Annotated in this window: 12 protein-coding genes and 1 rRNA gene; 5 read left to right on the top strand and 8 right to left on the bottom strand. The window is 39.5% G+C overall.

Going from position 1 to position 14,146, the window contains the following annotated elements; translation table 11 throughout:
* The 8 genes from HNQ82_RS05370 to dnaA all read right to left on the bottom strand — a co-directional run.
* Positions 1–277, bottom strand: a 16S ribosomal RNA gene (locus HNQ82_RS05370); the annotation flags it as partial.
* 144 nt (positions 278–421) lie between these two features.
* Positions 422–1,507 (bottom strand): HD-GYP domain-containing protein, encoded by a 1,086-nt coding sequence (locus HNQ82_RS05365; RefSeq protein WP_183247780.1) that lies wholly within the window; start codon positions 1,505–1,507, stop codon positions 422–424.
* Between the two features lie 48 nt (positions 1,508–1,555).
* The gene (gene gyrA / locus HNQ82_RS05360) at positions 1,556–4,009 is read right to left on the bottom strand and encodes a DNA gyrase subunit A (protein WP_183247778.1); all 2,454 of its coding nucleotides are present in this window, start codon (positions 4,007–4,009) and stop codon (positions 1,556–1,558) included.
* A gap of 72 nt (positions 4,010–4,081) precedes the next feature.
* Complete coding sequence (gene gyrB, locus HNQ82_RS05355; protein ID WP_183247810.1) at positions 4,082–5,998, bottom strand: DNA topoisomerase (ATP-hydrolyzing) subunit B; 1,917 nt, start codon at positions 5,996–5,998, stop codon at positions 4,082–4,084.
* 60 nt (positions 5,999–6,058) lie between these two features.
* The gene (recF, locus tag HNQ82_RS05350) at positions 6,059–7,174 is read right to left on the bottom strand and encodes a DNA replication/repair protein RecF (protein WP_183247776.1); all 1,116 of its coding nucleotides are present in this window, start codon (positions 7,172–7,174) and stop codon (positions 6,059–6,061) included.
* 15 nt (positions 7,175–7,189) lie between these two features.
* On the bottom strand, positions 7,190–7,402 hold the full coding sequence (gene yaaA / locus HNQ82_RS05345) for a S4 domain-containing protein YaaA (RefSeq protein WP_035048191.1): 213 nt from the start codon (positions 7,400–7,402) through the stop codon (positions 7,190–7,192).
* 98 nt (positions 7,403–7,500) lie between these two features.
* Entirely contained in the window at positions 7,501–8,637 is a 1,137-nt protein-coding gene (dnaN, locus tag HNQ82_RS05340) for a DNA polymerase III subunit beta (protein ID WP_183247774.1), read from the bottom strand.
* Positions 8,638–8,794: 157 nt separating this feature from the next.
* On the bottom strand, positions 8,795–10,138 hold the full coding sequence (gene dnaA, locus HNQ82_RS05335; RefSeq protein WP_183247772.1) for a chromosomal replication initiator protein DnaA: 1,344 nt from the start codon (positions 10,136–10,138) through the stop codon (positions 8,795–8,797).
* 471 nt (positions 10,139–10,609) lie between these two features.
* On the opposite strand from dnaA, the gene rpmH reads away from it, so the two are divergent.
* From rpmH to mnmE, 5 genes are all read left to right on the top strand, one after another.
* Entirely contained in the window at positions 10,610–10,744 is a 135-nt protein-coding gene (gene rpmH / locus HNQ82_RS05330) for a 50S ribosomal protein L34 (protein WP_003397591.1), read from the top strand.
* A 63-nt stretch (positions 10,745–10,807) separates the two neighbouring features.
* Positions 10,808–11,146: a ribonuclease P protein component gene (rnpA, locus tag HNQ82_RS05325; RefSeq protein ID WP_183242675.1), complete on the top strand. Its 339-nt coding sequence runs from the start codon at positions 10,808–10,810 to the stop codon at positions 11,144–11,146.
* Positions 11,147–11,209: 63 nt separating this feature from the next.
* Positions 11,210–11,977: a YidC family membrane integrase SpoIIIJ gene (spoIIIJ, locus tag HNQ82_RS05320; protein WP_055440876.1), complete on the top strand. Its 768-nt coding sequence runs from the start codon at positions 11,210–11,212 to the stop codon at positions 11,975–11,977.
* A complete protein-coding gene (gene jag / locus HNQ82_RS05315; RefSeq protein ID WP_183247770.1) occupies positions 11,974–12,591 on the top strand; it encodes an RNA-binding cell elongation regulator Jag/EloR in 618 nt (205 codons plus the stop codon). Before spoIIIJ ends, jag begins: the two co-directional genes overlap by 4 nt.
* 169 nt (positions 12,592–12,760) lie before the next feature.
* On the top strand, positions 12,761–14,146 hold the full coding sequence (gene mnmE / locus HNQ82_RS05310; protein WP_183247768.1) for a tRNA uridine-5-carboxymethylaminomethyl(34) synthesis GTPase MnmE: 1,386 nt from the start codon (positions 12,761–12,763) through the stop codon (positions 14,144–14,146).

Here is a 14,146-nt window from a genome sequence, read left to right as displayed (position 1 = left end):
GAGCCGTTACCTCACCAACTAGCTAATGCGCCGCGGGCCCATCCTGTAGCGACAGCTTGCGCCGCCTTTCAACGAAACGTCATGCGACATTCCGTGTTATCCGGTATTAGCACCGATTTCTCGGTGTTATCCCCGTCTACAGGGCAGGTTGCCCACGTGTTACTCACCCGTCCGCCGCTAACGAATCAAAAGCAAGCTTTTGATTCGTCCGCTCGACTTGCATGTATTAGGCACGCCGCCAGCGTTCGTCCTGAGCCAGGATCAAACTCTCCATAGAAAAGTTATCCTTAGCTTTTACGCTGCTGTTTCGTTCAGTTTTCAAAGAACATCAAGCACAAGATATATCATACAAGAGCACTTCATTATTGTCAACACTTTTTTATAAAAAAATGAAATGACATGGACAATCGCCATTGTCATTTCACTTTATAATCTCTTCAATGCACAAATCTTTTTCGTTTTTTAGTGAAATGATTTGGTTTGTATTCATTATCTTAATCATTGGACAAGACGGTGAGTCTTGTTCAAAAAAGATAATTTCCCCAACTTGTTCATTTGATAATTTTACTTTTGCTCCTAAAGAAAGGTTCATCAAAAGAGAAGACAGCGCTTGAACAACGGAGAGATCGAATTTTCCGAAACAATCTTTATGAACTTGTTCAAACACTTTAAAAGGTGATTGCTTATTACGATAAGGACGCTCAGAAATCATCGCATGATAAACATCTGCGACAGCAACAATTTTACTATAAGGGTGAATTTTTTTTTCTTGAACACTAAGTAAATATCCGCTGCCATCATTTCGCTCATGATGTTGCAAAACAGCGAGCTTTACTCCTTCTTGTAATGCAGTAATTTTTTGAACCATTTTATAACCGTAAACGGTATGTTGGCGCATATCTTTATATTCCATTGGAGTAAGAGCTGTACTTTTGTTAAGTATTTTCGGGTCCACTTTCGACATACCACAATCGCTTAATAGCCCAGCGATGGCGACTTGCGTGTAATCTCCTTTTGCATATTGTAATTTTTTCGCTAATACACCTGAGAGAAGACCGACTGTTACTGCATGGTGAAAGAAGTACTCCGATTTTGTAGAGTAGTGATGAAAAAAGAGTAGCTCCTTTTCTGATTCCAACACTTTTTCAAACAAAGGCATAAACATTTTACGCACTTTGCTAATGTCGACAGGTAACCCGGACTGCCATCCTTGAAACATTTGTTTATATTGTTGAACAACTTCTAAATATAAGGTCAATATATCTTTGTTTTCCGTTGTTTTTGGCTTCGGTACATCTTCTTGAATGACTTCACTTGGTCGAAATGTGCTACCGTCAACAAGAACTGACTGTACACGTACTTGATCAACAAGAAACTTTTGCAATACAGTTAATAGTTTCGTATTTAACACCGTATTTTTTGGAACGATAACACGATGCGATTTTCCGATAATATCTTCGGCTAAAATGCACCCTTCTTGCAATTGAGCTGTTTTTACTAACAACATGCCTTTCTCCCCCCCCTTTTGTAAAGCATAGAGGGGAGTTTTTCCCCTCTATGCTTCTTGCAGTTGTTCTTTTTCTTCTTCTTTTGGTACCTTCGCTACTGTCGCGACATACTCCTGTTCGTTTTCTTCATCTAGACGAATGAGCTTAACACCTTGTGTATTTCGTCCCATGACGGAAATATCGCTCACTGCCATACGAATCATTACACCGCTTGCGGTCATTAACATTAAGTCTTCTTCACCTGTAACTGTTTTGACAGCAACAACATCGCCGTTCTTTTCAGTAATATTACACGTCTTAATCCCCTTTCCACCACGGCTTTGAATCCGATACTCTGAAGCCGGTGTTCGTTTTCCATAACCATTTCGCGTTACAATTAAAATCTCCTCATCACCATTCAAGCTTTCCATACCAACCACTTCGTCACCGGGACATAACGTAATTGCTTTTACACCGGCAGCCGTCCGTCCCATTGAGCGAACATCTGTCTCAGGAAAACGAATTAACATTCCTTTTTTCGTCCCTACAATCATATGTTTATGCCCATCTGTCAGTTTTACAGATATTAATTCATCGCCTTCATGTAAATGAATAGCAATTAAACCATGGTTACGAATGTTAGCAAACGATGATAAAGGGGATCTTTTAGCAATTCCTTGCTTTGTTGTAAAAAATAAAAATGCATCTTCATGGAATTGTTCGATTGCAATCACCGTGTTAATTACTTCATCTTTTTCAATGTTTAATAAGTTAACTATTGGAATACCTTTTGCTGTGCGACTGAACTCTGGAATTTCATATCCTTTTGCTTTGTATACTTTTCCTTTGTTTGTAAAAAACAAAACAATATCATGTGTCGATGTAATGACTAAATGCTCGACAAAATCGTCCTCATTCGTATTCATCCCTTGAATACCACGACCTCCACGTCGTTGGCTCCGGTACGTTGAAACAGGAAGACGTTTTATATATCCCCTGTGTGTTAATGTAACAACGATATTTTCACGAGTAATTAAATCTTCATCATCGATTGTTTCTAAACCGCCATTTACTATTTCTGTGCGACGATAGTCATTGAACTTCTCTTTAATCTCAAGCAATTCGTCACGAATGATTTGTAAAACTTTTTGCTCATCAGCTAGAATGGCTTTTAAATGTGCGATGAGCTTCACTAGCTCTCCATACTCTTGTTCAATTTTTTCACGCTCTAGTCCCGTTAAACGTTGTAGACGCATATCTAAAATAGCTTGTGCTTGCTTTTCACTTAACTGAAACTTTGTCATCAATCCTTCTTTCGCTATGTCTACGGTTGCAGATTGACGAATAAGCTCAATTACCTCGTCTAGGTGATCAAGGGCAATGCGTAAACCTTCTAAAATATGTGCGCGAGCTTCTGCTTTGTTTAGCTCAAATTGAGTGCGACGACGAATAACAATTTTTTGATGGTCTAAATAATGTTGTAAACATTGTTTTAAATTTAATACTTTCGGTTGTCCATCGACAAGGGCAAGCATATTGATCCCAAAACTCGTTTGTAAAGCTGTTTGTTTGTATAAATTGTTGAGCACTACATTTGCGCTTACATCTCTTCTTACTTCAATGACAATGCGCATACCGCTCCGATCAGATTCATCACGTAAATCTGTAATGCCGTCGATTTTCTTTTCGCGTACAAGTTCAGCAATTTTTTCAATTAACTTCGCTTTATTGACTTGGTAAGGTAATTCACGGACGATAATCATTTCTTTTCCGTTCTCTTTTTGCTCAATTTCCGCTTTGGCACGTAATGTGATCGAACCACGTCCTGTTTCATACGCCTTTCTTATGCCGCCTCTTCCAATAATTTGCGCACCTGTCGGAAAATCAGGGCCTGGCAAATATTCCATCAATTCAGCAACCGTCATGTCAGGATCTTTCATCAGTTCCAATAAAGCGTCAATGACTTCTCCAAGTTGATGCGGTGGAATATTCGTTGCCATCCCAACCGCAATCCCTGAAGATCCGTTCACAAGTAAATTAGGAAAACGAGCTGGCAAAACAATTGGCTCACGTTCTGAACCATCATAATTATCTTGGTAATCGATCGTGTCCTTATTAATATCTCGCAACAGCTCCATTGAAATTTTCGACATTCTTGCTTCTGTATAACGCATTGCTGCTGCGGCATCACCATCAATTGATCCAAAGTTTCCATGTCCATCCACAAGCATATATCGATAGTTAAAATCTTGTGCCATCCGCACCATTGTATCGTATACCGCTGCATCACCATGCGGATGGTACTTACCGATCACTTCACCGACAATACGTGCCGACTTTTTGTAAGGCTTGTCCGCAGTCATTCCTAGATCGTGCATCGCATATAAAATACGACGATGTACTGGCTTTAGTCCGTCACGCACATCAGGGAGCGCACGAGATACAATGACGCTCATCGCATAGTCGAGAAACGATGCACGCATTTCTTGACTAATACTCACTTCCTTTACTCTTTCAGACATACAGCAACGAACCTCCCTTACTTAACAAAATAATAAAACAAGGGGAGGGTGACCAAACACTCTCCAACATGTTTAAATATCCAGATTTTTTACGTATTTCGCGTTTTCCTCGATAAACTGTCTACGCGGTTCCACTTTATCTCCCATTAAAATTTCGAACGTTTCATCCGCTTCCATCGCATCTTGCAAACTCACTTTTAACAATGTTCGCGTCTCTGGGTTCATCGTTGTCTCCCAAAGTTGCTCTGGATTCATCTCTCCAAGACCTTTATAACGTTGAATAATTGGTTTTGGCTGTTCAGGTAACCTAGCTAATATTTCTTCAAGTTGTCGATCACTATACGCGTATTCAATTCGTTTTCCTTGCTGAATTTTATATAAAGGAGGCTGAGCGATGTAAACATAACCTTGTTCGATTACCTCGCGCATATAGCGATAGAAAAATGTTAATAACAATGTACGAATGTGAGCGCCATCGACATCCGCGTCCGTCATAATAATGATCTTATGATAACGGGCTTTTGTAATATCAAAATCTTCTCCGATTCCCGTACCAAGAGCTGTAATAATTGCACGCACTTCATTGTTTGATAAAATTTTATCTAATCTTGATTTTTCAACGTTAATAATTTTTCCACGCAACGGTAAAATCGCTTGGAAATGGCGATCGCGTCCTTGTTTTGCAGAACCGCCCGCTGAATCCCCCTCAACGACATATAGTTCACATATTGCTGGATCTTTTGATGAACAGTCAGCTAATTTCCCAGGCAAACTCGATACTTCAAGGGCATTTTTTCTCCTCGTTAATTCCCGCGCTCGCTTCGCTGCTAGACGTGCCCTAGACGCTAAAATTCCTTTTTCAACAATTTTTTTAGCAACTGTTGGGTTTTCGAGTAAAAACTTCTCAAATTGTTCAGCAAAAATAGACTCTGTCGCCGTACGAGCATCACTATTTCCAAGTTTCGTTTTCGTTTGTCCCTCGAACTGCGGTGCCGGGTGTTTTACTGAGATAATGGCCGTTAATCCTTCCCGTACATCTTCACCCGTTAAGTTGGCATCTTGTTCTTTAAACATATTGTTTTTACGACCATAATCATTAATAATTCGCGTCAGAGCTGTTTTAAACCCTAACTCGTGCGTACCACCTTCATGCGTATGAATGTTATTAGCGAATGAGTATATATTACTTGTGTAGCCATCGTTATATTGCAAGGCGATCTCGACTTGAATTCCGTCTTTTTCCCCTTCAATGTAAATCGGTTCCTCATGAAGCGTTTCCTTTGTCCGATTTAGATGTTTAACGTATGAAGAAATTCCACCTTCGTAGTAATATTCGTTACGTCGTTTTTCACCGCGTCGATCTTCTAGCGTAATACGAATGCCTTTGTTTAAAAAAGCAAGCTCTCGCAAGCGATGCGCAAGTGTGTCGTAATCATACTCCGTCGTTTCTGTGAAAATTTCTGGATCTGGTTTAAAGTGAATGGTTGTGCCTGTCCGATCTGTCTCACCTACAACTTGCAAATCTGCGCAAGGTACACCACGCTTATATTTTTGATAGTGAATTTTCCCGTCGCGATGTACATATACTTCTAGCTCTTCTGATAACGCATTAACAACAGATGCACCGACTCCGTGTAATCCCCCAGACACTTTATATCCGCCACCGCCAAATTTTCCACCGGCGTGCAATACAGTCATAATTACTTCAACAGCAGGTCTCCCCATTTTTTCGTGAATACCAACAGGAATCCCTCGACCGTTATCTATTACTGTAATACTGTTGTCTTCTTCAACAATGACGTTAATTTCCGTACAAAATCCAGCTAACGCTTCATCAATGCTGTTATCAACAATTTCCCAAACGAGATGATGCAATCCTTTCGATCCGGTTGATCCGATATACATCCCCGGTCTTTTTCGTACTGCTTCTAACCCTTCGAGAACTTGTATTTGACTTTCATCATAAACAATTTGATCTCTTTGTTCCATCGCCACTATTGATCACCTACGCTTTCCTTTTCGAACAATACGTTCGAGGTTTATGAACAACTATCGTCTCATCATTTGTCCAGAGACAACTTCATACACATCTGCGTCTCGAACGACGCGATGTTCAATTCCATCTATACTTGTTGTTGTTACAAATGTTTGCACTTTGCCTTGTATAGCATTTAACAAATGTGTTTGACGAAAATCATCTAGTTCTGACAGAACATCATCGAGTAAAAGGATAGGATACTCGCCGATTTCTGAAAAAATTAAATCAATTTCAGCTAGTTTCAATGAAAGGGCCGTCGTTCGTTGTTGACCTTGGGAACCGAACGTTTGTACATCTTTTCCGTTAATCGTAAACGATAAATCATCCCGATGTGGACCGATGAGCGTTGTACCTCGTTCGATTTCTTTTGTTTTTATTTGTGTAAACTTATCGTTATACACCTCTACTATTCTCGACCATTGTTGTTTGTCTAATACATCGACCGAAGGACAATAATGAATGGCCAATTGTTCATGACCTCGACTAATTTCGTCATGAATCGGTTTCGCCCATGTTTGTAATAATTCGATAAACTCATATCTTTTGAGCGTGATTTTTACTGCGAGCTCCACAAGCTGTTCTGTGAGCACATCAAGAAACGTTTCGTCTGTTTGTTTTTTTGACTGAAGTAGTTTCAAATATTGATTTCTTTGTTGCAACACTTTTTGATATTGACCAAGTTCATGCATATAAACTGGAGATACTTGGCCGATTTCCATATCGATAAAACGTCTTCGAATTTGCGGGCTCCCTTTTACAAGGTTTAAATCTTCTGGGGCAAACATAACGACGTTCATATGCCCGACATAACTGCTTAATTTTGCCTGCTCGATATAATTTAGTTTTGCTTTTTTCCCTTTTTTCGACACGGTTAACTGTAAAAAAATTGGGCCGTTTTTCTTTCCTACTTTACCTTCTATTTTAGCATAATCTTTGTCCCAACGAATTAAATCTTTATCATTTGTCGTTCGATGGGATTTTGCCATCGACAAGACATAAATCGATTCCATGATGTTCGTCTTGCCTTGGGCGTTTTCCCCTAAAATGACATTTACTTTGTTTTGAAATTGCCAACAACCTTGTTCATAATTGCGGTAATTTTTTAAAGTTAACTGTTCTAAAAACAAAGGTGCCTCCCACCTTTACGAACAAATCGTAAATGTACCGATTGTTTGAATGTCGACAACGTCTCCTGCTCTTAGTTTGCGACCACGACGTTGTTCCCGCTCACCGTTAACAAATACATCGTTTGTTTGCAAAAACCATTTCGCCATTCCTCCTGTTGAAATGACGTTTGCTAGTTTTAAAAATTGGCCAAGTGTAATGGTTTCTGTTGAAATTTTTATTTCTTTCATCTCTCATCCGCTCACTTTCTATAAAAAGTGTCCATTCTTTCATTGTACTAAAAAAGAAGAGTGAAGAAAAGGAAAGCTGCTAGGTGATCTAGCAGCTTTTAGTATGTGCGCACAGGTAAAATTAATTGGAGCATGGAATCGTCATGAAGTGGCCGAATTAAAAATGGGCGCATTGCACCAGTAAAACTAATTTTAATTTCTGCTCCTTCTAACGCCTTTAATGCATCCATCATATATTTTGCACTGAAAGAAATTTTTAATTCTTCTCCATCTACTTTTTCACACTGCACTTCTTCTACCACTTTTCCGATCTCTGGTGAGTTTGAAGAAATCTCGACGACTTTGTCAGACAGTGTTGATAAACGAACAACGTTATTTCTTCCTTCACGTGCTAGCAATGACGCACGGTCGATGGCTTGTAAAAACTCCTTCGTTTTTACGATCATATCTGTTTGGCTATCTGTTGGAATAAGTCGAGATGTATCTGGATAGTTCCCATCTAACAAACGTGAGAAAAACAACAAATGTTTTGTCTTAAATAATACTTGATTTTCTGTTACAACAATGTGAACAGGCTCATTGGACTCTTCGAGAATTTTATTTAGTTCGTTTAAGCTTTTGCCAGGAATGACGATATTGTAGTATGCTTCTGATTCTGTTTCTACTTTTGCTTTTCTCATAGCCAGTCGATGGCTATCTGTTGCAATGCATGTAAGTTCATTATTTTCGATTCGCCAGTTGACACCTGTCAAGATCGGACGTGTTTCTGAGGTGGACACTGCGAATACTGTTTGACGAATGACGTGTTTTAACAAATCCGCTGGTATTTGAAACATATTTTCCTCTTGAATTTGTGGTAAACGTGGATATTCTTCCGGATCCAATCCGTTTAAATGAAATTCCGTTTTTCCAGAACGAATCGTTGTGACAAATTGATCCTTTACTTCGACTTCTACCGTTTCTTTTGGTAGCTTACGAACAATTTCACTAAAAAATCGCGCTTGTAGAACTACACTCCCTTGTTTAATGACATCAACAATAATGCGGTCATTTTCCTCTGCTGGAATAAACGATTCAATCGAAATATCTGAATCACTTCCTGTCAATGTAACCCCTTGCTCAGAAGCAACGATTTTTATTCCAGTCAAAATAGGAATTGTTGTTCGAGATGATACGGCCTTCATTACATCTTGTACACTTCTCATTAAGTGATCGCGATCAATAATAACTTTCACAAAGAAAACCTCCTCAATTTATTTATTATATTTTTTTAAAAAACTATTAATCATAGTACTAGGTGCTGTGATTATGTGGATAAGTGAATAAAACAAAGGAAGCACAGACTATCCACATGTGGACAGTCTGTGCACAAACATGAAACAGTTATTCACATTATTTCAGTTTCTCCATAATTTCTTTCAATTGTTTCTGTAATTGAACGTCAGTTTGAATGAGAGCTGAAATTTTTTCGTGAGCATGGATGACTGTCGTATGGTCACGTCCTCCAAATTCTTCACCAATTTTAGGGAGCGAACAGTCGGTTAACTCCCGTGAAAGATACATAGCGATTTGACGCGGAAAAGCAACAGATTTCGTTCGTTTCTTTGCTTTAAAATCTTCAAGTTTCACGTTAAAATGCTCTCCGACAACACGTTGAATGTCTTGAATCGTAATTACTTTTGGTTTGGAACTTGGAATAATATCTTTTAGTGCCTCTGCTGCCAAATCTGCGTTAATTTCTTTGTTAATTAAAGAAGAGTAAGCAACGACACGAATGAGCGCTCCTTCTAATTCTCGAATATTCGAGTCAATTTGATTAGCAATATACAACATCACTTCGTTTGGTATGTCGAACCCTTCTGCTTTTGCTTTTTTACGCAAAATAGCAATTCTCGTTTCTAAGTCAGGAGGAGTGATGTCCGTAATTAAGCCCCATTCAAAACGAGAACGCAGGCGGTCTTCTAACGTTGGAATTTCTTTTGGAGGTCGGTCACTCGATATGACAATTTGCTTACTTTCTTCATGTAGCGTATTAAACGTATGGAAAAACTCTTCTTGTGTTTGTTCTTTTCCAGCTAAAAATTGAATATCATCTATTAACAGCACGTCCACATTGCGATATTTGTTACGAAAATCATCTGGACGGTTATCGCGAATGGCATTAATAAATTCATTTGTAAACTTTTCTGAAGATAAATAGACGACTTTCGCTGATGGGTTATGTTCAAGAACGTAATGACCGATTGCGTGCATGAGGTGCGTCTTGCCTAGGCCTACACCACCGTAAATGAAAAGGGGGTTGTATGCTTTGGCCGGTGCTTCTGCCACCGCTAAAGATGCGGCATGAGCGAAGCGATTTCCAGATCCGATGACAAAGGTGTCAAACGTATATTTTGGATTCAGCATATTTTGTGGAAATTCTGCTTGTTCGTCATCATGCTTTCGCGGTTTACTCGTTGGTTTTAGATCGAATTCCTCTGATGTTTGATGATTAGGAATTGTGCATTTAATTTTTAACTCTTCTCCGGTAATGTCGTAAAGTGTCTGCTCAATTAGCCGGGTGTAACGTGATTCGAGCCAGTCTTTTGTAAATTCATTCGGGACGGTAATAATGAGTATGTCGCCTTTTAATGAATGCGCAGTTGTTGATTTTAACCATGTTTCAAAGCTCGGTTTGCTAATTTTTTTCTCAATTTCGGCTAATGCTTTACTCCATAAGTCCGAAATATTTTCCACGCCGCTCTCCCTCCTTCTCCGCGCGGGTGTTTAACTTTTGTACAACCTTGTTTGTCTATAAAAAATTTTTTTCGACAGTTTTCACGGATTGTGGACAAATATTTACACAGTATGTGGACGGAACTGTCCACACGTTATCCACATTTTGTGGATAATGCAAAAAACTTATATAATTATCCAGAGTAAAAACAACAATATAATAGCAGATAAATACTTATGTTGCAATGGTTTTAAAATATTATCCACAAAACGAAAAAGTTGTGAAAAAATTTTATCCACAAGGTTATAAGATGTGAAAAACTTGTCGATAAATGTTGTGGATACAGAAAAAGCGACAAAAAATTTATCCACATTCATAATCACAGTATAGTAAAAAAAAGATACTCCTGGAGTAGTTGACATTTCTCTAAATTTCTCACTATAATTAGAAAGACTGTCTTTTAACAGTTATTCCTCAGGGAGGTGTCATATATGAAAAGAACGTATCAACCAAACAAACGGAAGCGTAGCAAAGTACACGGTTTCCGTGCGCGTATGAGCACAAAAAACGGAAGAAAAGTTCTTGCTCGTCGCCGTCGTAAAGGAAGAAAAGTATTATCTGCATAGGCCACTGAACGATCAGTGGTCTTTTTTCTAACGGGAGTTACGATCGAGGTGTGATGAGAGCGCATGAAAAAAAAATATCGCATAAAAAAAAATGACGAATTTCAAGAAGTATTCAAACGAGGAACATCGGTGGCGAATCGGCAGTTTGTCTTATATGTTCTCGATAAACCAGAGCAAGCGTATTTTCGCATCGGGTTATCCGTTAGCAAAAAAATAGGGAAAGCGGTTGTCCGCAATCGTGTAAAACGGTATATTCGCCAAGTGTTTCACGAAGAGCTGGGTCGGATTGACGCAGGGAAAGATTATGTTATTATTGCGCGAGTGCCGGTAGCTACGATGGGATATGAAGAGGCGAAAAAAAGTTTATTGCACGTGTTAAGACGAGCAAACGTTTTTCATTAAATGTTTGATCGACCGATATGTTAAAATACTTCATGGAATGTATAAAGTAAGGGGGAAAAACGAGTGAAAAAAAGGCAGATTGCATGGCTGTTTTTACTTCTTGCTGTTTTGTTAGCAGGATGTTCAGAAATTAACCAACCAATTACTGCAGAAAGTAAAGGTTTTTGGAACGAGTATATTGTCTACCCACTATCTTGGTTAATTACATATACGTCTGAGTTATTTGGTTCCAATTACGGTTTAGGGATTATCATCGTAACCATTTTGATTCGTTTAGCTATTTTGCCGCTCATGGTTCAACAAACGAGAAATTCGAAAGCGATGCAAGCGCTACAACCAGAACTACAAAAACTTCGTGAAAAATATAGTTCAAAAGATGCACAAACGCAACAAAAACTTCAACAAGAAACGATGTTGCTTTTTCAAAAACACGGTGTCAATCCGTTAGCTGGGTGTTTGCCATTACTTATTCAAATGCCAATTTTAATTGGATTTTACCATGCTATTATGCGTACAGAAGAAATTGCGCGCCATAATTTTTTATGGTTTGACTTAGGTGAAAAAGATCCGTTTTTTATCTTGCCACTTGTGGCCGGAGTCACAACATTTATTCAACAAAAGATGATGATGGCCGGTACAGAGCAACAAAATCCACAAATGGCGATGATGCTTTGGTTAATGCCAATTATGGTCGTCGTCTTTGCGATCAACTTCCCAGCAGCGCTTTCGCTTTATTGGGTTGTTGGAAACTTATTTATGATTGTACAAACGTATTTCATTAAAGGGCCAGACTTAAAAGCGACGAAAGAGGCTGGGGGAACAGGAAAGTGAAACGAATCACGATGAGGGGCCAAACGGTAGAAGAGGCAGTGGAAAAAGCGTTAGCGCGATTACATGTGTCGAAAGAAGCGGTCGATATTGTTGTTGTGCAACAAGAAAAAAAGCCGTTTCTTGGCTTGTTCGGTGGACAAGAAGCAATCGTTGAAGTGACGATCAGTCATCCATTTCATTGTGTCGAATCGTTTTTAAAACATGTTATCGAACAAATGAATGTCCGTGTCCAGCTCGCGTGTCAAGTGGAAGGGGAACGTTTAGTCGTTTTCCTTTCAGGTCGTGATGTTGCGCGAGTAATTGGAAAGCACGGTCAAACGCTGAATGCTTTACAATTATTGGCACAAGGAGTTTTAAATCGTTATACGGATCGTCCGCTTCGAGTTGTTATTGATGCGGAAGGATATCGAAAACGAAGAGAAGAAACACTTGTTCGTTTAGCGAAAAATATGGCGAAAAAAGCGATACAAATGGGAAAAGATATTTCGTTAGAACCGATGAGTGCATGGGAGCGGAAAGTCATTCATACGGCGTTAAGCGATGACGACAGAATACAAACGTTTTCAGCTGGGACAGAACCGCATCGCCATGTCGTTATTTCATTAAAAAGGTAAACATTCTCTAGGGGAAGTCGTTCCTAGAGAATTTTTTTTGTAAATTCAAACGTAGTGTGTATGTTGTTATTCACATGTGGATAAGTTAAAATTTATTTGATTAGCATTGTGAATAAAACATGCATGATATAGATGTGGATAATTTCGTTTATGAAAGAAGGTGAATCGCGTGGAGTTCGATACAATTGCAGCGATCTCAACTCCGATGGGTGAAGGAGCGATTGCGATCGTCCGTTTAAGCGGGGATGAAGCGATAAAGATTGTCGATCAACTATTTGTTGGTGTCGGAGGGAAACAGCTAAAAGACGTACCTTCTCACACCATTCATTATGGACACATAGTGCATCCGGAGACGAAAGAAACGATTGAAGAAGTGATGGTTACGGTGATGAAGGCCCCAAAGACGTTCACGCGTGAAGATGTTGTTGAAATTAATTGTCATGGAGGGCTCGTTTCCGTCAACCGCGTTCTTCAGCTTGTGCTTGCATCCGGAGCTCGTCTAGCAGAGCCTGGGGAATTTACAAAGAGAGCTTTTTTAAACGGTCGTATTGATTTATCTCAAGCGGAAGCAGTAATGGATCTCATTCGCGCCAAAACAGATCGTGCGATGGCTATCGCGTTAAACCAAATGGAAGGGCGTTTATCAAAGCTTATTCGTCGCTTGCGCCAAACGATTTTAGAAACGTTGGCACATGTTGAAGTAAATATTGACTATCCAGAATATGATGACGTCGAAGAAATGACGCATCGACTTTTGCTTGAGAAGGCAACGGAAGTAAAAAATGAAATTGAACGGTTATTGCAAACCGCACAACAAGGAAAAGTGTTACGGGACGGGTTAGCGACAGTCATTGTCGGTCGTCCGAACGTTGGAAAATCATCGCTATTAAACAGTCTAGCCCATGAAAATCGCGCCATTGTCACCGATATTCCGGGTACAACGCGCGATGTCATTGAGGAATATGTCAATGTTCGCGGTATACCGCTCCGTTTGCTCGATACAGCGGGCATTCGTGAAACAGAAGACATTGTTGAACGTATTGGAGTCGAGCGATCACGGAAAGTGTTAAAAGAGGCTGATTTAATTTTACTCGTACTTAACTACAATGAACCGTTAACGCTAGAAGATGAACAGCTGTTTGAAGCGGTAAAAGGGATGGATGTCATCGTCATCGTCAATAAAACCGACTTGCCTAAGCGAATCGATATGGATCGAGTGAAGCAACTATCGCAAGGATCACCAGTGATTACGACATCGCTTTTAGAAGAAAGAGGAATCGACCAACTCGAAGAGGCGATCGCCTCATTGTTTTTCAGTGGAGATGTGGAGGCGCGCGATTTAACATATGTATCAAACTCACGCCATATTGCATTGTTAACGCAAGCAAAAAAAGCAATAGAAGAAGCGATTCACGGCATCGAAGCAGGTATGCCGATCGACGTTGTGCAAATTGATTTAACGAGGGCGTGGGAATTGTTAGGTGAAATTGTTGGAGATACGGTACACGAAAGTTTGATTGATCAATTGTTCGCGCAATTTTGTTTAGGAAAATAA

It is taken from the genome of Anoxybacillus tengchongensis (genome assembly GCF_014201585.1).
GTDB classification, from domain to species: Bacteria; Bacillota; Bacilli; order Bacillales; family Anoxybacillaceae; genus Anoxybacillus; species Anoxybacillus tengchongensis.
The sequence above is the reverse complement of the archived record's forward strand: the minus strand, read 5'-3'. Positions and strand labels throughout refer to the sequence as shown.

Bases quoted from the DNA above. Each gene is read 5' to 3' on its own strand.
- HNQ82_RS05365 (WP_183247780.1), bottom strand. From the start codon at position 1,507: ATGTTGTTAGTAAAAACAGCTCAATTGCAAGAAGGGTGCATTTTAGCC.
- gyrA (WP_183247778.1), bottom strand. From the start codon at position 4,009: ATGTCTGAAAGAGTAAAGGAAGTGAGTATTAGTCAAGAAATGCGTGCA.
- gyrB (WP_183247810.1), bottom strand. From the start codon at position 5,998: ATGGAACAAAGAGATCAAATTGTTTATGATGAAAGTCAAATACAAGTT.
- yaaA (WP_035048191.1), bottom strand. From the start codon at position 7,402: ATGAAAGAAATAAAAATTTCAACAGAAACCATTACACTTGGCCAATTT.
- rpmH (WP_003397591.1), top strand. From the start codon at position 10,610: ATGAAAAGAACGTATCAACCAAACAAACGGAAGCGTAGCAAAGTACAC.
- rnpA (WP_183242675.1), top strand. From the start codon at position 10,808: ATGAAAAAAAAATATCGCATAAAAAAAAATGACGAATTTCAAGAAGTA.